This is a genomic window from Umezawaea beigongshangensis (genome assembly GCF_016464305.1).
Lineage (GTDB): Bacteria > Actinomycetota > Actinomycetes > Mycobacteriales > Pseudonocardiaceae > Umezawaea_A > Umezawaea_A beigongshangensis.
Window position 1 is genome coordinate 91,031 of sequence record NZ_JAEIOJ010000005.1, and the last position, 20,847, is coordinate 111,877.

General features: G+C 71.7%; 16 protein-coding genes. 12 read left to right on the forward strand and 4 right to left on the reverse strand.

Annotated features, from left to right (window positions below):
- Positions 1 to 10 precede the first annotated feature (10 nt).
- The 11 genes from nuoF to IMZ35_RS14935 all read left to right on the forward strand — a co-directional run bounded on the left by nuoF (position 11) and on the right by IMZ35_RS14935 (position 15,585).
- The gene (gene nuoF, locus IMZ35_RS14885; RefSeq protein ID WP_199441671.1) at positions 11 to 1,315 is read left to right on the forward strand and encodes an NADH-quinone oxidoreductase subunit NuoF; all 1,305 of its coding nucleotides are present in this window, start codon (positions 11 to 13) and stop codon (positions 1,313 to 1,315) included.
- A complete protein-coding gene (locus tag IMZ35_RS14890) occupies positions 1,312 to 3,828 on the forward strand; it encodes an NADH-quinone oxidoreductase subunit G (RefSeq protein WP_199441672.1) in 2,517 nt (838 codons plus the stop codon). The genes nuoF and IMZ35_RS14890 overlap by 4 nt, the downstream gene beginning before the upstream one ends.
- On the forward strand, positions 3,825 to 5,153 hold the full coding sequence (nuoH, locus tag IMZ35_RS14895; protein ID WP_199441673.1) for an NADH-quinone oxidoreductase subunit NuoH: 1,329 nt from the start codon (positions 3,825 to 3,827) through the stop codon (positions 5,151 to 5,153). The genes IMZ35_RS14890 and nuoH overlap by 4 nt, the downstream gene beginning before the upstream one ends.
- Positions 5,140 to 5,706 (forward strand): NADH-quinone oxidoreductase subunit NuoI, encoded by a 567-nt coding sequence (gene nuoI / locus IMZ35_RS14900; protein ID WP_199441674.1) that lies wholly within the window; start codon positions 5,140 to 5,142, stop codon positions 5,704 to 5,706. The genes nuoH and nuoI overlap by 14 nt, the downstream gene beginning before the upstream one ends.
- Entirely contained in the window at positions 5,703 to 6,590 is an 888-nt protein-coding gene (locus IMZ35_RS14905) for an NADH-quinone oxidoreductase subunit J (protein ID WP_199441675.1), read from the forward strand. The genes nuoI and IMZ35_RS14905 overlap by 4 nt, the downstream gene beginning before the upstream one ends.
- On the forward strand, positions 6,587 to 6,886 hold the full coding sequence (gene nuoK, locus IMZ35_RS14910; protein WP_199441676.1) for an NADH-quinone oxidoreductase subunit NuoK: 300 nt from the start codon (positions 6,587 to 6,589) through the stop codon (positions 6,884 to 6,886). The genes IMZ35_RS14905 and nuoK overlap by 4 nt, the downstream gene beginning before the upstream one ends.
- A gap of 11 nt (positions 6,887 to 6,897) precedes the next feature.
- Positions 6,898 to 8,853, forward strand: a complete 1,956-nt coding sequence (nuoL, locus tag IMZ35_RS14915) for an NADH-quinone oxidoreductase subunit L (protein WP_307868152.1) — start codon at positions 6,898 to 6,900, stop codon at positions 8,851 to 8,853.
- Positions 8,850 to 10,427, forward strand: coding sequence for an NADH-quinone oxidoreductase subunit M (locus IMZ35_RS14920; RefSeq protein ID WP_199441677.1), 1,578 nt, complete (start codon positions 8,850 to 8,852; stop codon positions 10,425 to 10,427). Before nuoL ends, IMZ35_RS14920 begins: the two co-directional genes overlap by 4 nt.
- A 7-nt stretch (positions 10,428 to 10,434) precedes the next feature.
- Entirely contained in the window at positions 10,435 to 11,997 is a 1,563-nt protein-coding gene (nuoN, locus tag IMZ35_RS14925; RefSeq protein WP_199441900.1) for an NADH-quinone oxidoreductase subunit NuoN, read from the forward strand.
- Between the two features lie 20 nt (positions 11,998 to 12,017).
- Positions 12,018 to 13,025: a polyprenyl synthetase family protein gene (locus tag IMZ35_RS14930; protein ID WP_199441678.1), complete on the forward strand. Its 1,008-nt coding sequence runs from the start codon at positions 12,018 to 12,020 to the stop codon at positions 13,023 to 13,025.
- Between the two features lie 292 nt (positions 13,026 to 13,317).
- Positions 13,318 to 15,585: a hypothetical protein gene (locus IMZ35_RS14935; protein WP_199441679.1), complete on the forward strand. Its 2,268-nt coding sequence runs from the start codon at positions 13,318 to 13,320 to the stop codon at positions 15,583 to 15,585.
- On the opposite strand, the gene IMZ35_RS14940 is transcribed toward IMZ35_RS14935, so the two are convergent.
- The 4 genes from IMZ35_RS14940 to IMZ35_RS14955 form a co-directional block, all read right to left on the reverse strand.
- Positions 15,480 to 16,538 (reverse strand): 2-oxoacid:ferredoxin oxidoreductase subunit beta, encoded by a 1,059-nt coding sequence (locus IMZ35_RS14940; protein WP_199441680.1) that lies wholly within the window; start codon positions 16,536 to 16,538, stop codon positions 15,480 to 15,482. The two genes, IMZ35_RS14935 and IMZ35_RS14940, sit on opposite strands and share 106 nt — an antisense overlap.
- On the reverse strand, positions 16,535 to 18,409 hold the full coding sequence (locus IMZ35_RS14945; protein WP_199441681.1) for a 2-oxoacid:acceptor oxidoreductase subunit alpha: 1,875 nt from the start codon (positions 18,407 to 18,409) through the stop codon (positions 16,535 to 16,537). Before IMZ35_RS14945 ends, IMZ35_RS14940 begins: the two co-directional genes overlap by 4 nt.
- A 244-nt stretch (positions 18,410 to 18,653) precedes the next feature.
- A complete protein-coding gene (locus IMZ35_RS14950) occupies positions 18,654 to 19,415 on the reverse strand; it encodes an enoyl-CoA hydratase (protein WP_199441682.1) in 762 nt (253 codons plus the stop codon).
- 10 nt (positions 19,416 to 19,425) lie between these two features.
- On the reverse strand, positions 19,426 to 19,875 hold the full coding sequence (locus IMZ35_RS14955; protein WP_229372010.1) for an Lrp/AsnC family transcriptional regulator: 450 nt from the start codon (positions 19,873 to 19,875) through the stop codon (positions 19,426 to 19,428).
- 66 nt (positions 19,876 to 19,941) lie between these two features.
- Here IMZ35_RS14955 and ddaH point away from each other — a divergent pair, with 66 nt between their 5' ends.
- On the forward strand, positions 19,942 to 20,832 hold the full coding sequence (ddaH, locus tag IMZ35_RS14960) for a dimethylargininase (RefSeq protein ID WP_199441684.1): 891 nt from the start codon (positions 19,942 to 19,944) through the stop codon (positions 20,830 to 20,832).
- Positions 20,833 to 20,847: the final 15 nt, after the last annotated feature.

Below are 20,847 nucleotides of genomic sequence, written 5' to 3' on the forward strand. Positions count from 1 at the left end.
GAGGCGGGTCGTGGACAAGGTCGCTGACACCCTCACGCCGGTGCTCACGAAGCGCTGGCTGTCCCCGCGCTCGTGGACGCTGAAGACCTACGAGCAGCTGGAGGGCTACACCGCGCTGCGCAAGGCGCTCGCGGCGCACCCGGACCAGATCATCGCGCAGTGCAAGGACTCCGGCCTGCGCGGACGCGGCGGCGCCGGGTTCCCCACCGGCATGAAGTGGGGCTTCATCCCGCAGGGCGACGGCAAGCCGCACTACCTCGTCATCAACGCCGACGAGGGCGAGCCGGGCACCTGCAAGGACATCCCGCTGATGATGGCGGACCCGCACTCGCTCATCGAGGGCATCATCATCACCTCGTACGCGATCCGGGCGAACTTCGCCGCGATCTACGTGCGCGGTGAGGTCCTGCACTGCATCCGCCGCCTCAACGCGGCCGTGCAGGAGGCGTACGCCGCCGGGTACCTGGGCAAGAACGTCCTCGGCAGCGGGTTCGACCTCGACGTCGTCGTGCACGCCGGCGCGGGCGCCTACATCTGCGGCGAGGAGACGGCGCTGCTCGACTCGCTGGAGGGCAAGCGCGGCCAGCCGAGGCTGAAGCCGCCGTTCCCCGCGACGGCAGGTCTCTACGCCTCGCCCACCGTGGTGAACAACGTCGAGACCATCGCGAGCGTTCCCTACATCGTCAACGGCGGCTCGGACTGGTTCCGCAGCATGGGCCGCGAGCGCTCGCCCGGCCCGAAGATCTACTCGCTGTCCGGCCACGTCGAGCGGCCCGGCCAGTACGAGGCCCCGATGGGCACGACGCTGCGTCAGCTCCTGGAGCTGGCCGGTGGCATGAAGGACGGGATCCCGCTGAAGTTCTGGACGCCGGGCGGCTCGTCCACCCCGCTGTTCACGGCCGACCACCTCGACGTCCCGCTGGACTTCGAGGGCGCGGCCGAGGCGGGGTCCATGCTCGGCACCACGGCGCTCCAGGTCTTCAACGAGACCGTCTCGGTGCCGTGGGCGGTCATGAAGTGGACCGAGTTCTACAAGCACGAGTCGTGCGGCAAGTGCACCCCGTGCCGCGAGGGGACCTACTGGCTCGTCCAGATCCTCCAGCGGATGGTGCGCGGCGAGGGCACCCCGAGCGACATCGACACCCTGCTCGACGTCTGCGACAACATCCTCGGCCGTTCGTTCTGCGCGCTCGGCGACGGCGCGGTCAGCCCGATCACCAGCGGCATCAAGTACTTCAAGGACGAGTTCCTCGCGCTGTGCGAGGCCAACGCCGCGTCGAACACCGCACCAGCCCTGGCGGGAGCTGCCCGATGACCCTGGCACCTGAGAAGTCGAGCGAGGTCGTGGTCCCGGAGGGCCACGTCAAGCTCGTGATCGACGGCCGCGAGGTCGTGGCCCCCAAGGGCGAACTGCTGATCCGCACCGCCGAACGGCTCGGCATCATCGTGCCGCGCTTCTGCGACCACCCCCTCCTCGACCCGGCTGGCGCGTGCCGCCAGTGCCTCGTCGAGGTGGAGATGGGCGGGCGGCCGATGCCCAAGCCGCAGGCGTCCTGCACGATGACCGTCGCCGACGGCATGGTCGTGAAGACGCAGCTCACCTCCCCGGTGGCGGACAAGGCGCAGCAGGGCGTGATGGAGCTGCTGCTCATCAACCACCCGCTGGACTGCCCGATCTGCGACAAGGGCGGCGAGTGCCCGTTGCAGAACCAGGCGCTCAAGCACGGCCGCGCCGACTCCCGCTTCCACGAGCACAAGCGCACGTTCCCGAAGCCGCTGGCGATCTCCACGCAGGTGCTGCTGGACCGCGAGCGCTGCGTGCTGTGCCAGCGCTGCACCCGCTTCTCCTCGCAGATCGCCGGTGACCCGTTCATCGAGCTGCTGGAGCGCGGTTCGCAGCAGCAGATCGGCGTGGCGGAGGAGAAGCCGTTCCAGTCGTACTTCTCCGGCAACACCATCCAGATCTGCCCGGTCGGCGCGCTCACCAGCGCCGCCTACCGCTTCCGCGCCCGGCCGTTCGACCTGGTGTCGACGCCGAGCACGTGCGAGCACTGCGCCTCGGGCTGCGCGGAGCGGGTCGACTGGCGGCGCGGCAAGGTGCAGCGCGTCCTCGCCGGTGACGACCCCGAGGTCAACGAGGAGTGGCTGTGCGACAAGGGCCGCTTCGGCTTCCGCTACGCCACGGCCGACGACCGGATCCTGCGCCCGCAGGTCCGCGACGCCAAGACCGGTGAGCTGCGCGAGGCCGCGTGGACCGAGGCCCTCCAGGTCGCGGCCGAGGGCCTGCTGCGGGCCCGCGAGGGCCGCGGCGCGGGTGTGCTCGCCGGTGGGCGGCTGACCGTCGAGGACGCCTACGCGTACTCGAAGTTCGCCCGGATCGCGCTGCGCACCAACGACGTCGACTTCCGCGCCCGCCCGCACTCGAACGAGGAGCTGGAGTTCCTCACGAGCACGATCGTGGGCACGACGCCCGACAACGGCGGGGTCAGCTACAAGGGCATCGAGGCCGCGCCGGCCGTGCTGTGCGTGGCGTTCGAGCCGGAGGAGGAGTCGCCGATCGTCTTCCTGCGGCTGCGCAAGGCGGCCCGCAGGGGGAGGACGAAGGTCTTCCACCTCGGCCAGTTCACCACCCCCGCGGTGGAGAAGACGTCCGGCACGCTGCTGGCCTGCGTCCCCGGCGGGGAGCCGGCCGCGCTGAACGCGCTGCCGGAGCACGCCGCGGACGTGACCGAGGCGCTGAGCGCGTCGGGCGCGGTGATCCTCGTCGGCGAGCGCGCCGCCGAGGTGCCGGGCCTGTTCTCCGCGGTGGCCCGGCTCGCCGAGCGCACCGGGGCCCGCGTCGCGTGGATCCCGCGCCGCGCCGGCGAGCGCGGCGCGCTGGAGGCCGGCGTGCTGCCGACGCTCCTGCCCGGTGGCCGGCTCGTCGGTGACGACGCCGCGCGCGCCGAGGTCGAGCGGGCGTGGGGCCTGGACGCCGGCGCGCTGCCCGCGACGCCGGGCCGCGACACCAACGGCATCCTCGCGGCGGCCGCGAACGGCGAGCTGGACGCGCTGGTCGTGGGCGGCGTCGACCCGTACGACCTGCCCGACACCGCGCTCGCCGAGCGCGCCCTGTCGGCGGTGGGCTTCGTGGTGAGCCTGGAGATGCGGCCCAGCGCGGCGACGGCGCACGCCGACGTGGTGCTGCCGATCGCCCCGGCGGTGCAGAAGTCCGGCAGCTACCTCAACTGGGAGGGCCGCCGCCGCGACTTCGGTCTCACGCTGGAGGGGACGAGCGCGCTGCCCGACTGCCGCGTGCTGGACACCCTCGCGGTGGAGATGGACGCCGATCTGTTCACCCAGACGCCGGCTGCGGCGTCGGCCGACCTGGGCAGGCTCGGCCACGCGGTCTCCGCGGCGAGCGCACCCACCGCGGCCGCCCCGCTGCTGCCGCAGCCGAGGGACGGCCAGGTGGTGCTCGCGATGTGGCGGCGGCTGCTGGACAACGGCTCGATGCAGGACGGCGAGCCCAACCTCGCCGGTACCGCGCGGCCGGTGGTGGCGAAGGTGTCCGCCGTGACGGCCGCCCACCTCGGTCTCGTGCTCGGCCGGGAGATCACCGTGTCCACCGAGCGCGGTGCGGTGACCCTGCCCGTCGAGGCGGCCGACCTGCCCGACGGCGTGGTGTGGCTCCCGGCCAACTCGGGTTCGGTGGCGGTCCGCCGCGCCCTGGCCGCCGGGCACGGCGCGCTCGTGACGGTCCGGGCTTCCCGGAGCGGCGCCACCGGGGTCGACGCGGTCGTGAGCGGCGTGCCGGTGAGCGGCGCTCCTGCTGGAGGGAAGGCATGAACGGCAACACAGCGGAACTCCTCGCGGACGACCCGATCTGGCTGGTCCTGGTCAAGGTCGTCGGGATCTTCGCGTTCCTCGTGGTCATGACCCTGTTCATGATCAACTGGGAGCGCAAGGTCGTGGCGCGGATGCAGCAGCGTCCCGGCCCCAACCGGGTCGGGCCGAACGGCTGGCTCCAGTCGCTCGCGGACGGCCTGAAGCTCGCCTTCAAGGAGGACATCCGCCCGGTCCTCGCGGACAAGTGGGTGTACTTCCTCGCGCCGGTCATCTCCTGCGTGCCCGCGTTCCTCGCGTTCTCGGTGATCCCGCTCGGCGGCGAGGTGTCGATCTTCGGCGAGCGCACGGCGCTCCAGCTGGTCGACCTGCCGGTGGGCGTGCTCGTCGTGCTGGCCTGCTCCTCGGTCGGCGTCTACGGCATCGTGCTCTCCGGCTGGGCCTCCGGCTCGCCGTACCCGCTGCTCGGCGCGCTGCGCTCGGCGGCCCAGGTGATCTCCTACGAGATCGCGATGGGCCTGTCGATCGTCGCCGTCGTCATGTACTCGCACTCCATGTCCACCGCGGACATCGTGAGCGCGCAGTCGGCCGGCTGGTTCTTCTGGCTCCTGCCGCCCAGCTTCGTCATCTACGTCATCGCGATGGTCGGTGAGACCAACCGCGCCCCGTTCGACCTCCCCGAGGCCGAGTCGGAGCTGGTCGGCGGCTTCCACACCGAGTACAGCTCGCTGAAGTTCGCGCTGTTCTTCCTCGCCGAGTACGTGAACATGGTGACGGTGTCGGCGCTGGCCACGACGCTGTTCCTCGGCGGCCCGATGGCTCCGTGGCCGCTGTCGGCGATCGGCGGCGGTGTCCTCAACACCGGCTGGTGGCCGCTGCTGTGGTTCATCGCCAAGACGCTGTTCTTCCTGTTCCTCTTCATCTGGCTGCGCGGCACGCTCCCCCGCCTGCGCTACGACCAGTTCATGCGGCTGGGCTGGAAGGTCCTCGTCCCGGCGAGCCTCGTGTGGATCGTCATGGTCGCCACCGTCCGCGCGTTCAAGAACTCCGGCGACTTCGAGACCTCGGACTTCCTGATCGTCCTCGGCATCGCGCTGGGCGTCCTCGTCCTGCTGTCGCTGCTGCTGCCCGACCGCAGGCCCGAGCAGGACGAGAACGCGGTCCCGGTCACCGGCGGCGGGTACCCGGTGCCGCCGCTGGACCTCGAAGTCCCCAAGGCGCCACCGCGCCGCAAGGCCGTGGGTGCGCAGCCCTCCGGCACCAGCACATCGCAGGGGCAGCAGCCCGTCGCGGTATCGAGCAAGGAGGCCAGCGATGGGGATGTTTGATCCCGTCAAGGGCTTCGGCGTCACCTTCTCCACGATGTTCAAGAAGGTGGTGACCGAGGAGTACCCCGAGGTCAAGAAGGTGACCGCGCCCCGCTACCACGGGCGGCACCAGCTCAACCGGCACCCGGACGGGCTGGAGAAGTGCGTCGGCTGCGAGCTGTGCGCCTGGGCGTGTCCCGCCGACGCGATCTTCGTCGAGGGCGGGAACAACACCGAGGAGGCGCGCTTCTCCCCCGGTGAGCGCTACGGCGCCGACTACCAGATCAACTACCTGCGCTGCATCGGCTGCGGCCTGTGCATCGAGGCGTGCCCGACCCGCTCGCTCACCATGACCAACGAGTACGAGCTGGCCGACGACAGCCGCCAGCGGCTGATCTTCACCAAGGAGGACCTGCTCGCCCCGCTGCTGCCCGGCATGGAGCAGCCGCCGCACCCCATGCGGCTCGGCGAGGACGAGCAGGACTACTACGTGAACGGGCCCCGGCTCGCCCGCGAGGCGGGCGTCCCGAGCGGGCAGACCGTCGAGACCGGGGCAGAGGAGGCGCTGAAGTGAGCGCGTTCCTCCTCGCGCAGCAGGTCACCGAGGTCGCGGACACCGTCAGCACCGGCGAGGCCGTGGCGTTCTGGGTCCTCGCTCCGCTGTCCCTCCTCGGCGCCCTCGGCATGCTGTTCGCCCGCAACGCGGTGCACTCTGCGCTGTTCCTGGTGCTGACGATGCTCAGCCTCGGTGTGCTCTACATGGTCCAGCAGGCGCCGTTCCTCGGCTTCGTGCAGATCATCGTCTACACCGGCGCGATCATGATGCTGTTCCTCTTCGTCCTCATGCTGGTGGGCCGGGACAGCTCCGACTCCGTCGTGGAGGTCCTGCGGGGACAGCGGCTCGCCGCGTCCCTGCTGGGCGTCGGCTTCGCGGCCCTGGTGGCCGCGTCGCTGGCCCGCGCGCTGAACGACGTGACGCCGGTCGGTCTCGTCACGCCGAACACCACGGACGGCGGCAACGTCGCCAACATCGGTGTCGCGCTGTTCACCGACTACCTGTTCCCGTTCGAGCTGACCTCGGCGCTGCTGATCACGGCCGCGGTCGGCGCGATGGTGCTGGCCTTCACCGACCGGCACGCGCGGGGCACCAAGAAGACCCAGCGCGAACTCGTCGAGGAGCGCTTCCGCGGCGACCGCCCCGGCTCGCTGCCCGGTCCCGGCGTGTTCGCCACGGCGAACTCCGTGGCCACCCCGGCGCTGCTGCCGGACGGCTCGATCGCCGAGGAGTCGCTCTCGGCGATCGTCGAGACCACCGCGAAGGAGCGGCTGTCCGGTGACGTCCGCGACGTCGCGGGCACCGGCGAGCGGCCCGACGCGCACGCGCTGACCGGCGCTCGCGCCGACGCGCGCGCCGACACCCCGGCCGAGGGCACCGCCACGAAGGAGGGGGAGGAATGACCCCGACCTACTACCTGCTGCTGTCGGCGCTGCTGTTCAGCCTCGGCGCGGTCGGCGTGCTGGTGCGGCGCAACGCCATCGTCGTGTTCATGTGCGTGGAGCTGATGCTCAACGCGGTGAACCTGAGCCTGGTGACGTTCGCCCGGATCAACGGTGAGCTCGACGGCCAGATCATGGCGTTCTTCGTGATGGTCGTGGCCGCCGCGGAGGTCGTGGTCGGTCTCACGATCATCATGTCGATCTTCCGGACGCGTCGCTCGGCCTCGGTCGACGACTCCAACCTGCTGAAGTACTGAGGGGTCCACCGGTGACGACGGGAACCTTTGCCGCCGCGGAGGCAAGCACCGCGAGCGGCCTGGCCGGCTACGCCTGGCTGCTGATCGCGCTGCCCGCGCTCGGCGCGGCGGTGCTGCTGCTGGGCGGCAGGCGCACCAACGCGTGGGGCCACCTGCTGGGCTGCGCGACGATCCTCGCCGCGTTCGCCTACGGCGTGGCGCTGTTCATCTCCAGCACCGCGCTCGATCCGGAGGAGCGGACGCAGGACCTGCACCTGTTCGACTGGATCTCGGTCAACGCGCTGGAGGTCGACTTCGGGCTCCAGATCGACCCGCTGTCGCTGACCTTCGTGCTGCTGATCACCGGTGTGGGCTCGCTGATCCACATCTACTCGATCGGCTACATGTCGCACGACGCCGACCGGCGCAAGTTCTTCGCGTACCTGAACCTGTTCGTCGCGGCGATGCTCGTCCTCGTCCTCGGCAACAGCTTCGTGATGCTGTACCTCGGCTGGGAGGGCGTCGGTCTCGCGTCCTACCTGCTGATCGCGTTCTGGCAGCACAAGCCGGAGGCGGGCAGCGCGGCGAAGAAGGCGTTCCTGATGAACCGGGTCGGTGACCTGGGACTCGCCATCGCGATCTTCATCATGTTCCGCGAGCTGGGCACCACCCGGTACGACGAGGTGTTCTCCCGCGTCGGCGAGCTGGGCTCCGGCACGGTCCTCGCGATCACGCTGCTGCTCCTGCTCGGCGCGTGCGGCAAGTCCGGCCAGTTCCCGCTCCAGGCGTGGCTCCCGGACGCCATGGCGGGCCCGACGCCGGTCTCCGCCCTGATCCACGCGGCGACCATGGTGACCGCGGGCGTGTACCTCGTCGCCCGCTCGCACCCGATCTACGACCTGTCCGAGGACGGCCGCCTGGTCGTCATGGCGATCGGCGCGGTCACGCTGCTGATCGGCTGCGTCGTCGGCTGCGCCTACGACGACTTCAAGAAGGTCCTGGCGTACTCGACGGTCAGCCAGATCGGCTACATGATCCTCGCGGTGGGCCTCGGCCCGGTCGGCTACGCGCTGGGCATCATGCACCTGCTGACGCACGGCTTCTTCAAGGCCGGGCTGTTCCTCGGCGCCGGTTCGGTCATGCACGGCATGAACGACGAGGGCAACATCCGGCGGATGGGCGGGCTGCGCAAGTACATGCCCATCACCTTCGCCACCTGGGGCCTGGGCTACCTGGCGCTGATCGGCATCCCGCCGTTCTCCGGCTACTTCTCCAAGGACGCCATCATCGCGGCGGCGTTCAGCGCCGAGGGCTGGCGCGGCTGGCTCTTCGGCGGCGTGGCCCTGCTCGGCGCCGCGCTCACCGCGTTCTACATGACGCGGCTGCTGATCCTGGTCTTCCTGGGCCAGCCCCGCTGGAAGGACCTCAGGAGCGAGGACGGCCGCGAGTACCACCCGCACGAGTCGCCGCTGTCGATGACGGTGCCGATGATCGTGCTGGCCGTCGGCTCGGTCGGCGCGGGCGCGTTCTTCGCCCTCGGCGACCGCCTCGCCGCGTGGCTGGAGCCGTCGGTCGGCCCGCTGGAGGAGGCGCACGGCGCGCTGTCCCACACGGTCGTCGGAATCCTGACCGTGGTGCTCTCGCTGCTCGGCGCCGGGCTCGCGTTCGCGCTGTTCGGCCGCAAGCCGCAGCCCGCGACCCGCCCGGAGCGGGTGTCCTTCCCGGTGCGGGCCGCCCGCGCCGACCTGTACGGCAACGCGCTGAACGAGGCGCTGTTCGCGCGGCCGGGCACCTGGCTCACCCGCGCGCTGGTGTTCGTCGACAACAAGGGCGTCGACGGCGTGGTGAACGGGACGGCCGCGCTGCTCGGCGGCACGTCCGGCCGCTTGCGCCGGTTGCAGACCGGGTTCGTGCGCTCCTACGCGCTCTCCATGCTCGGAGGCTCGATACTGCTGCTCGCGGCACTGATGATGGTGAGGTTCTCGTGAGCTGGACCCTGATCGCGCTGCTCCTGCTGCCGCTGGTCGGCAGTGTGGTGGTGGCGGTGCTGCGGCGCTCCGACGCCGCCGCGAAGACCGCGGCGCTCGCCTTCGCGCTCGGTGAGCTGGTCCTGGCCGGTGTCACGTGGGTCGCCTACGACCCGGCCAGCACGGACCGGTTGCAGCTGACCAGCTCGGTGGAGTGGATCCCGAACTTCGGCGTCCACCTGTCGTTCGGCGTCGACGGCATCGCGCTCGTCATGATCGCGCTGATCGCCCTGCTGGTGCCGGTCGTCATCGGCGGCTCGTGGGCGGACAAGCTGCCGGAGGGTCGCACCGCCGGCGGGTTCTTCTCGCTGCTGCTGGTGATGCAGACCGGCATGGTCGGCGTCTTCGCCGCCACCGACGTGTTCCTGTTCTACGTGTTCTTCGAGGCCGTGCTGGTCCCGATGTACTTCCTCATCGGCCGCTTCGGCGGCCCGCGCAGGCAGTACGCGGCGATGAAGTTCTTCCTCTACTCGCTGCTCGGCGGCCTGATCATGCTGGCCTCGGTGATCGGCCTCTACGTGACCAGCGCCGAGACCCTCGGGAAGGGCACGTTCGACTGGGCCACCCTGGTCGAGGCGATGCGCACGGCCGACACGACCACGCAGATCTGGCTGTTCCTCGGCTTCTTCATCGCCTTCGCGATCAAGGCGCCGCTGGTGCCGCTGCACACGTGGCTGCCCGACGCCGGTGCCGAGGCCCCGGTGGGCGCGGGCGTGCTGCTCGTCGGCGTGCTCGACAAGATCGGCACGTTCGGCTTCCTGCGCTACTGCCTGCCGCTGTTCCCCGCGGCCAGCAAGGAGCTCGCGCCGCTGGTGCTCGTGCTGGCGGTGATCGGCATCCTCTACGGCTCGCTGCTCGCCGTGGGCCAGACCGACATGAAGCGCTTCGTCGCCTACACGTCGATCGCCCACTTCGGCTTCATCGCGCTGGGCATCTTCGCGTTCACGACGCAGGCGAGCACGGGCGCCGTGCTGTACATGGTCAACCACGGCATCTCCACCGGCATGCTGTTCCTGGTCGTCGGCATGGTGATGTCCCGCGGCGGTTCGCGCCTGATCCAGGACTACGGCGGCATGGCGAAGCTGACGCCCGTGCTGGGCGGCCTGTTCTTCGTGGCCGGGCTGTCGTCGCTGGCGCTGCCGGGCACGAACTCCTTCATCAGCGAGTTCCTCGTGCTCATCGGCTCGTTCCCGACGCGGCCGGTCCACACGGTTCTCGCGACGCTGGGCATGGTGCTGGCCGCGCTGTACGTGCTGTGGCTCTACCAGCGGGTCTTCCAGGGCCCGCTGCGCGGCACGGCGCTCGTCGGCGTCGCCGGCGGCCCCGGTGCCGCCACCGCCCCCGAGGTCGGGGCCGCCCGCGAGGTGAAGGACCTGGGCAAGCGCGAGATCGCCGTGCTCGCGCCGCTCGTGGCGCTGATCCTGGTGCTCGGCGTCTACCCGAAGCCCGTGTTGGACGTGATCACCCCGTCGGTCGGGGCGACGCTGAGCGAGGTCGGCGTGACCGACCCGGTCACCGCGCAGGAAGGCAAGTGACGTGGGAGTGACGACGTTCCTCGCGCAGGCGGACGAACTGCGGGCGCCCGCGGTCGACTACGGGGCGGTCGCCCCGGTGCTGATCGTCCTGGGCGCGGCCTGCGCGAGCGTGCTGTTCGAGGCGTTCCTGTCCAAGAGCCAGCGCTGGATCGGCCAGGTCGTCCTGGCGCTGATCACGCTCGTGGCCTCCGGCACCGCACTGGCGATCTACGCGGGTGACGCTCCCGAGCAGGGCACGCTGACCCTGTCCGGGGCGCTCGCCGTGGACCGGCCGGTGCTGTTCCTGTGGGCCACGCTGCTCCTGCTGTCGTTCGGCTCGATCCTGCTGATCGCCGACCGCTCCGTCGAGCCCGGCGGCGCGTTCGTCGCCGAGGCCGGTGTGCGGCCCGGCACCGTGCAGGACCGCGCGCAGGCGGCGAAGAGCGGGATGCAGACCGAGGTCTTCCCGCTGACGCTGTTCGCGCTCGGCGGGATGATGGTGTTCGTCGCGGCGAACGACCTGCTGACGATGTTCATCGCGCTGGAGGTGCTGAGCCTCCCGCTGTACCTGATGTGCGGCCTGGCCCGCCGTCGCCGCCTGCTGTCGCAGGAGGCCGCGGTCAAGTACTTCCTGCTCGGCGCGTTCGCCTCGGCGTTCTTCCTCTACGGCGTGGCCCTGCTCTACGGCTACGCGGGTTCGGTGAAGCTCGCCGACATCGCCGCCGCCGCCGCGGGCACCAACCGCTCGGACACGCTGCTGTTCGCCGGGTTCGGCCTGCTCGTCGTGGGTCTGCTGTTCAAGGCGTCGGTCGGTCCGTTCCACGCCTGGACGCCGGACGTCTACCAGGGCGCTCCGACGCCGGTCACCGCGTTCATGGCGGCCTGCACGAAGGTCGCCGCGTTCGGCGGCATCCTGCGGGTGCTGGGCATCGCGTTCGAGGCCACCGAGTGGGAGTGGCGCGGCGTGCTGTGGGGCGTCGCCATCGCGTCGATGCTCATCGGCGCGGTGCTGGGCCTGACCCAGACCGACGTGAAGCGGATGATCGCCTACTCGTCGGTCGCGCACGCCGGGTTCCTGCTCGTCGGGTCGATCGCGCTGACGCCGGAGGGTCTCTCGGGCACGTTGTTCTACCTGCTCGCCTACGGCTTCACGACGCTCGCCGCGTTCGGCGTGGTGAGCCTGGTCCGCGACGCGGACGGCGAGGCGACGCACCTGTCCCAGTGGGCGGGGCTCGCCAAGCGGTCGCCGGTCGTGGCCGGCGTGTTCACGTTCCTGCTGCTCGCCCTGGCCGGCATCCCGCTGACCAGCGGTTTCATCGGCAAGTTCGTGGTGTTCTCCGCCGCGGTCCAGGACGGCATGGCGCCGCTGGTCGTGGTGGCGCTGGTGGCGAGCGCCGTGGCGGCGTTCTTCTACCTGCGGGTGATCGTCCTGATGTACTTCAGCGAGCCGGCCCCGGACGGTCCGACCGTCAGCGTGCCCGGCGCGTTCACCACGGTGGCGATCACCCTGGGCGCGGTGATCACCCTCGTCCTCGGACTGTGGCCCGCCTTCGTCCTCGATTGGGCGGGGGCCGGGGCCTTCATCTCCTAGGTGTACGTAGGCTGCTGAACGTGACCAGTAGCGAGCGGGCGGGGACGGGGTTCGAGTTGGTGGACCCCGTGCTCGCGGAAGTGGTGCAGGGCGGCCTCGGCGACGTGGAGCGGCTCGTGCACGAGTCCGTGCAGAGCGAGTTCCACCCGGTCATGGAGACCTCCCTGCACCTGGTGGACGCGGGCGGGAAGCGGATCCGTCCGCTGTTCACCCTCCTGGCCTCGCAGTTCGGGGACCGTCCCGGCAGCCCGGAGGTCGTCAAGGCCGCGGCGGTCGTCGAGATGACGCACCTGGCCACGCTGTACCACGACGACGTCATGGACGAGGCGACCATGCGGCGGGGCGCGGAGAGCGCCAACGCCAAGTGGGACAACAGCATCGCGATCCTGACCGGTGACTACCTCTTCGCCCAGGCGTCGCTGCTGGTGGCGGACCTGGGCGTGGAGGCGGTGCGGATCATGGCCCGCACGTTCAGCGAGCTGGTCACCGGCCAGATGCGCGAGACGCTGGGCCCCCGCGAGGGCGAGGACCCGGTCGAGCACTACCTGAAGGTGATCGACGAGAAGACCGGGTCGCTCATCGCGACCGCGGCCCGCTACGGCGCGATGTTCTCCGGTGTCCCGGCCGAGCAGGTCGAGTCGCTGCACCGCTACGGCGACGTGATCGGCGCGGCGTTCCAGATCTCCGACGACGTCATCGACATCGCCTCGCCGCCGGAGGAGTCGGGCAAGACGCCGGGAACGGACCTGCGCGAGGGCGTGAAGACGCTGCCCATGCTGTACGCGCTGGCCGAGCCGGGCGCGGAGTCGACCAGGCTGGGCAGCCTGCTGTCGGGCCCGATCACCGAGGACGCCGAGGTCGACGAGGCGCTGGGCCTGCTGCGCACGTCCTCCGGCCTGGAGCGGGCGCGCAAGACCCTCGACACCTACGCCGACCGGGCACGTGCCGAACTGGTGAACCTGCCGGAGTGCCCGGCCCGCGAGGCGCTGGAGACGCTCGCCGACTACGTCGTGGCCCGCTCGAACTGAGGTGCGCGCGGGGGTGGGCGGCACCGGCCGTTCACCGTCGCCGCCCGCGGTGGTCCGGCGCGGTGGTCCGGCGCCGTGGTCCGGCACGGAGGTCTGCCGGGACCGGTCGCCGAGCCGGGTCGGCCGGGCCGGGTAGGCCCACCACGGGCGGGTGCGCGCCCTCACGGGTCGGCCGAGCGTGCTCTGCGACACGATCAGGGTAGGTTGACACCCGTTCCCACGACCGGGTGAGACCGGGGGAGCGATGCGTGTCGGGGTGCCGGAGGGCGTGGCGGTGGTGTCCCTCCGGGACATGGCAGTGGAGGAACTACCCGTGGTGTCGATCTTCGGGCAGGTCTGGCTGTGGAGCCTGCTCTCGTTCCTGGCCGGAGTCTTTCTGACCTGGCTCGTCCTCGCTCGGCCAGCTCGCAAGCAGGTCGAGGTGCTGGACGAGCAGCTCTTCGAAGCGCGCCGGACCAAGGTCGAGCCGCTGCGCATCGTCTCGTCGGACCCGGTGGCGGTGGAGCCCGAGCGCGACGAGTTCGACGAGTGGCACAAGGAGACGTTCTCCCCGCCGCCGCCCGTCGAGGCGCCGAAGCCGTCGCGCGCTCCGGAGTCGTCGCGGGTGGAGCTGCCGCCGCGGCCCCCGTCGCCGCCGCGCGCGCCCGAGCCGCCCCCGGTGGCCCGGCCCGCCGAGCCCCGCGTGCCCGAGCCGCCGCGTCCCGCTGAGCCGCCGCGTCCCGCTGAGCAGCCGACCCGCGTGGTCGAGCCGGTCCGGGACAGCAGCTGGGCGACCTCGCCCCGCGACGAGCAGTACCTCGACGCGCTGAGCCGCGAGGGGGACGAGCCGCGCAGCCTGTTCGAGCGCCCGGACCCGGAGCCGCGGCGTCCCGCCGAGGCGCGGTCCGCCTTCCCCGCGGCGCGCGAGGACGTGACGGCCGACGAGGTGCGCCGGTCGTCCGAAGCCACCCAGTACGTGTCGGTCGGTGACCGCGGTGGTGCGCCGGAGGCCGCCCCGCGTCCGCCGGAGCCGGTCGCGCCGCCCGAGGTCCCCGCCGACGAGGACGCCTTCCGCCCGCGCGAGGTGTGGCGCGAGGGGGACGAGCCGGTCGAGCAGCCGTTCGTGCCGATCTTCGTCGACGAGGCGGCCCAGGAGCCTCCGCGCAGGCACGTGCCCGCGGACGACGAGTTCGACGACGACGACTTCGAACCGATCATGTCCTACACGGACGAGCGCACTCCGCAGCAGGTCAGGGACGAGGCGCGGGCGTTCGAGGAGGGCGTCCCGGTCGACCACGAGCCCCCGCACGACGGGCCGCGCATCGGTCACTACCGCGCCGACGAGCTGTCCGCCGACGTCCTGCCCGGCCGCGCGGTGGTCAGCAGGCCGCCGGCCGGGGAGCAGCCCGAGACCGCCGAGACCGGCCCGGTGGACGTCCGCGCGGTGCGCTCGGCCGACCAGCACGAGTTCCAGACGTCGCTGATGCCGGTCGTGCCCGCCGACGACGAGTCGTTCGAGCCGGTGGAGCGGTACTCCGAGCGCGACGCGGCCGAGGAGATCGGCTTCACCGAGCCCGTCGACCGCACGGAGCCCGCGCCCGCCGAGCCGGTCGGGGCGTCCGCCGAGGTCTTCGCCGAGCCCGAGCGCGTCTCGGAGCCCGAACCGTCGGACTCCGAGGTGACGGTCGCGCAGCCGGTGTTCGACGAGCCGGTGCGGGAGGAGCCCGAGCAGCGGGAACCCGTCCGCGAGGAGGCCGACCACGACGCGGCGGACGTCTCTCCGGCGACCGTGGAGCGGACGGTGGAGCGGGCCGCGGAGCAGCCGGGGCACGACCCGGCGGCGACGGCCGAGCGGCAGGTGTACGCGGACGAGGACCTCGTGTCGTCGAGCGGCTCGCTGGACGCCGAGCTGGTGGCCGTGCCCGAGGTGATCCCCGAACCGGAGCCCGAGCCCGCGCCGGAGCCGGAGTCCGCGCCGGAGCCGGAGGTGCAGGCGCCGCGCTCGCTGTTCGAGCCGATCGACGAGGACTCGGACGAGCCGCTCGCCCCGTTCCCGCCGATGGCGCCCGCCGGGTCCGGTCAGCCGTTCGTGCCGCAGCTGGCGCCCGAGCTGCTCACGGCCGAGGGCAGCGGCCTGCCGCAGCGTTCGCCGCGCGCGAGCACGCCCAAGCAGCCGAAGCCCGCGTCGCCGCCTCCGCTGCCGCAGAAGCCGCCCGCGCCCGCGATCCCGGTGCGTCCGCGCCCGGTGGGCTTCAGCCCGAGCACCGGTGGCCGCAGCGGCACCACCAGGTACCAGCAGCCGGAGGGCTTCAACCCCCGCTCGCCGTTCGGCCCCGGCTCCGTCCTGCCGAAGTCCGACGGTCTGGCCCCCGCGCCGGACTTCGCGGTGAAGGCGACGCTCACGGGCCGCCGCTACTACACGCCGGAGTCCAGCAAGTTCGGCAGCACGAGGGCCGTCGTGCGAGACGGGGGGGGTCAGCCCACCACGGTCCAGGTGTCCCTGCCGTGCAGGAGCGAGGCCAGGTCGGCCTGCTTCGCCGCCTTCGCCTCCTCCACCTGCGCGCGCGCCGAGTCGTCGTAGGTCGGGCGCGACGCCTTGCGGAACACGCCCGTCACGGTGTGCGAGAGGTCCTGGGTGGACAGCCGCGACAGGGCGAACGCGAGGTGCTCGTCGCTCGCGTCGTGCACCACCACGTCGGACGCGGAGACCTCGCTCGTCGGCGCCACGCGCAGGCCGAAGCCCTCGCGCACCACCGCGAACTCGCCGCTCGCGCCGAACGTGATCGGCTTGCCGTCCACGAGCGGGATGATCCGCTTCTCGGCCTCGTCGGCCTCCTTGAGGACGTCGAACGCGCCGTCGTTGAAGATCGGGCAGTTCTGGTAGATCTCCACCAGGGCCGAACCGCGGTGCTCCGCGGCCTGGCGCAGCACGTCGGTGAGGCCCTTGCGGTCGGAGTCGATCGCGCGGCCGACGAACGACGCCTCGGCCCCCAGCGCCAGCGACACCGGGTTGAACGGGTGGTCCAGCGACCCGGCCGGCGTCGACTTCGTGACCTTCCCGGCCTCCGAGGTGGGCGAGTACTGCCCCTTCGTCAGGCCGTAGATCCGGTTGTTGAACAGCAGGATCTTGAGGTTCACGTTGCGCCGCAGCGTGTGGATCAGGTGGTTGCCGCCGATGGACAGCGCGTCGCCGTCACCGGTCACCACCCACACCGACAGGTCCGGCCGCGCCACGGCGAGCCCCGTGGCGATGGCGGGCGCGCGGCCGTGGATGGAGTGCATCCCGTAGGTGTTCATGTAGTACGGGAAGCGGCTGGAGCAGCCGATCCCGGACACGAACACGATGTTCTCGCGCTTCAGGCCGAGCGACGGCAGGAACGACTGGACGGCGTTGAGGACGACGTAGTCTCCGCAGCCGGGACACCAGCGGACCTCCTGGTCCGACTTGTAGTCCTTGGCCTTCTGCGGGTCGTCGGTGGTGGGGACGCCGGCCAGTCCGCCCAGCTCGGGCAGCCCCAGGTCGATCGCGGTCATGCGGGAAGCCCCTTCACGACGTCGGTGAGCACGTTCTGCAGCTCCTCCGCCTTGAACGGGAGGCCCTGCACCTTGGTGTGGGAGATGGCGTCGACGAGGTAGCGCGCCCTGAGCAGCAGCGCGAGCTGGCCGAGGTTCATCTCCGGCACGATCACCCGCTCGTACCGGGACAGCACGTCGCCGAGGTTGCGCGGGAACGGGTTGAGGTGCCGCAGGTGCACGTGCGCCACCTGGAGCCCGTCCTTGCGGACGCGGCGTGCCGCCGCGCCGATCGGGCCGTAGGACGAGCCCCAGCCGACGACGAGGACGCGCGCCCGGCCCGAGGGGTCGTCGACCTCCACGTCGGGCACCTCGACGCCCTCGACCTTCGCCTGCCGCAGCCGCACCATGCGGTCGTGGTTGACCGGGTCGTAGGAGATGTTGCCGGTGTCCTCGGCCTTCTCCAGGCCGCCGATGCGGTGCTGGAGACCGGGCGTGCCGGGCACGGCCCACGGGCGGGCCAGCGTCTCCTGGTCGCGCAGGTACGGCCAGAACTCGCCGGAGCCGTCGGTGGCGTTGGGCTCGGTGGCGAAGGTGACGGACAGGTCGGGCAGGTCCTCCACGTCCGGGATCAGCCACGGCTCGGAGCCGTTGGCGATGGCCCCGTCGGACAGCAGCAGCACCGGCGTCCGGTAGGTCAGCGCGATCCGCACGGCGTCGAGCGCGGCGGCGAAGCAGTCCGAGGGGGACTGCGGGGCGACGATCGGCACCGGGGACTCGCCGTTGCGGCCGAACATCGCCTGGAGCAGGTCGGCCTGCTCGGTCTTCGTGGGCAGGCCGGTGGACGGGCCGCCGCGCTGCACGTCGATCACGACCAGCGGCAGCTCCGTCATCACGGCCAGGCCGATGGTCTCGGACTTGAGCGCCACACCGGGGCCGGACGTCGACGTGACGCCCAGCGCGCCGCCGTAGGAGGCGCCGAGCGCGGCACCGATGCCCGCGATCTCGTCCTCGGCCTGGAGCGTCGTGACGTCGAAGTTCTTGTGCTTCGACAGCTCGTGCAGGACGTCGGAGGCCGGCGTGATCGGGTAGGTGCCGAGCACGACCGGCAGGCCGGAGCGCTGGCCCGCGGCGACGATGCCGTACGCGAGCGCGGTGTTGCCGGTGATCTGCCGGTAGGTGCCGACGGCGAGCTTCGCGGGCGCGACCTCGTAGGTGACGGCGAACGACTCGGTGGTCTCGCCGTAGTTCCAGCCCGCGCGGAAGGCGAGCACGTTGGCCTCGGCGATCTCGGGCTTGCGGGCGAACTTCTCGCGCAGGAACCGCTCCGTGCCCTCGACGGGCCGGTGGTACATCCACGAGAGCAGACCCAGCGCGAACATGTTCTTCGCGCGCTCGGCGTCCTTCTTGCCCAGCCCGGTGGCCTCCAGCGCGCCGATGGTCAGCGTGGCCATCGCGACCCGGTGGACCTGGAACGCCGCCAGCGAGTCGTCCTCCAGCGGGTTGCCGGCGTAGCCGACCTTCGTGAGGTTGCGCTTGGAGAACTCGTCGGTGTTGACGATGAGGATGCCGCCCTGCGGCAGGTCCCCGATGTTGGCCTTGAGCGCGGCGGGGTTCATCGCGACGAGGACGTCCGGCCGGTCGCCCGGCGTCAGGATGTCGTAGTCGGCGAAGTGGAGCTGGAAGGAGGAGACGCCGGGCAGGGTGCCCTGGGGCGCCCGGATCTCGGCGGGGAAGTTGGGCTGCGTCGCCAGGTCGTTCCCGAACGCGGCGGCCTCCGAGGTGAACCGGTCACCGGTCAGCTGCATACCGTCGCCGGAGTCGCCGGCGAACCGGATGACCACCCGGTCCAGCTTGCGGACCTCGGTGCCGCTACCCACGTCGGTGCTCATCGGTGCTCATCTGCTTCGCCGATCCCTCTCTCAGAGCTGACAGGCCGGACCAACACGTGCACCCCGTCGAGCCTAGCCGTCTCCGGCCGGGGCGCTGTTGTGCCGTTCACAGTTCTGCAACGCCGCGGCTGCGGCGGGCCCCGCACCTCGACGGTATGCAGCGCTCCTCGCCACGGGCGGCCCAACGCGGTGCAGCTCACAGCGGACGCCACCCGATCAGCGGACAGCGCTGCCGCCGCGCGGATCAGCGGGAGCCGCTGATCCGCGTCTTCAGCGCGGCCAGCTTCGCCGCGAACTCCGGGCTCCCGACGGACGCCACCTGCGGTCCCAGCTCGGCGTCCACGGCGGTGCCGTGGTCGTCCATCGCGCCGGTCGCGCGCAGGGTGGCCCGGATGGTCCGCACGAGGTCGCGCGGGGCGTCCGCGGCGGCGCGGGCGAGGTCGCGCGCCGCGGCGAGCAGCGCGTCGTGGTCGCCGTCGACGGCCTGCCACGCCAGCCCGGTGCGCACGGCGGCCTCGGCGTCGAGCACCTGGCCGAACAGCGTCATCGCGGTCGCCGTCTGGGGTCCGGCGAGCCGTTGCAGCATCCACGTCATGCCGCCGCCGGGGTGGATGCCGAGCTGGAGGAACCGCGCGTCGAACCGCGCTCGCGGCCCGACGATCCGCACGTCGCACGCCAGCGCCAGGTTCAGACCGGCCCCGACGGCGGCCCCGCCGACCGCGGCGATCGTGGGCAGCGCGCAGTCCGCGACCGCCAGGAACCCCCGGTAGACGTGTCGCAGGCCCTCGGCGCGCGCCTCGCCGAGCTGGGTGAGGTCGGCCCCGGCGCAGAACGCGGGCGGTGTGCCGGTGACCACGACGGCGTGCACCGCCTCGTCGCGCTCGCACTCCCGCACGGCGGCGGCGAGCTGGTCGGACAGGTCGAGGGTGAGCGCGTTGCGGCGGTCCGGGTCGTCCACGGTGATCACGGCGACGCGGTCGGAGCGGTCCAGCAGCACCTCGGCCATGCCGGGCACTCTACGGAGCCGGAGGCCGGTCCAGAAGGCGGGAGAGCACGACCGTGGACACGGTCCGGTCGATGATGTCCACGGCGCGCAGCCGTTCCAGGGCCGTCTCCAGGTGGTGGATGCTCGCCGCGCGCAGGTGCACGATGGCGTCGGCCGCGCCGGACACCGTGTAGGCGGCCATGACCTCGGGCAGCGGTTCCAGCCGCGACTGGATCTCGCCGGGGGCCACGTTGCCGCGGCAGTGCACCTCGACGAACGCCTCCGTGCCCCAGCCGAGCTGCTCGGGGTCGACCACCGCCGTGAAGCCGCGCAGCACGCCCGTGTCCAGCAGCTTGTCGACCCGGCGCTTCACCGCGGGGGCCGACAGGCCGACCTCGTCGCCGATCTCCGCGTAGCTCGATCGGGCGTTGGCCATCAGGCACGAAATGATTCGATGGTCGATGGAGTCCACACGCAACATTCTGCACCAAAACGCGCAATGGTGCGTCGTTGTTCGAGGGTCGGGGCGCACTCTAGATTTCGATCCATGAATTCGGTCTCCCTCCTCGGCTCCGCCAACGAACCCGTCGTTCTCGACGTGGCGGCGTCCGCCGCGCCGGTGCGCGTGCCGACCGCGCGCCGGTACCTGATGTGCCCGCCGCGGTACTTCGCGGTCGAGTACGCGATCAACCCGTGGATGGACCCCGGCGCGCCGATCAGCACCGAGCTGGCGGTCGAGCAGTGGAACGCCCTGCGCGACACCTACCTGCGGCTGGGGCACCACGTGGAGACCATCACCCCGCAGCCCGGCCTGCCCGACATGGTGTTCGCCGCCAACTCCGGCACCGTCGTGGACGGCCGCGTCCTGGGCTCGCGCTTCCGCGCTCCTCAGCGCGCCGCCGAGGCCGAGCACTTCCGCCGCTGGTTCGTCGACAACGGCTACGGCGCCGTGGTGATGCCCGAGCGCACCAACGAGGCCGAGGGCGACTTCGCGTGGACCGGCACCGTCATGCTGGCCGGGACGGGGTTCCGCACGGACCCGGCCGCGCACGCCGAGGCGCAGGAGGTGCTGGGCGTGCCGGTGGTGTCGCTCCAGCTCGTCGATCCGCGCTACTACCACCTGGACGTGGCGCTGGTCGTGCTCGACGACCGCTCGGAGAGGCCGCTGATCGCCTACTACCCGGACGCCTTCTCCTCCGGTTCGCGGCAGGTGCTGCGCCGGTTGTTCCCCGACGCGGTCGTCGCGAACGCCGACGACGCCGCGTGCCTGGGCCTGAACGCCGTCTCCGACGGCCGCCACGTGGTGCTCCCGGTCGAGGCGACCCACCTGGCCGAGCAGGTGGCGCTGCGCGGGTTCGAACCGGTGTTCGTGGACGTCTCGGAACTGCGCAAGTCCGGCGGCGGCCCGAAGTGCTGCACGATGGAGCTGCGCGGGTGACCCGCCGACCGCTCG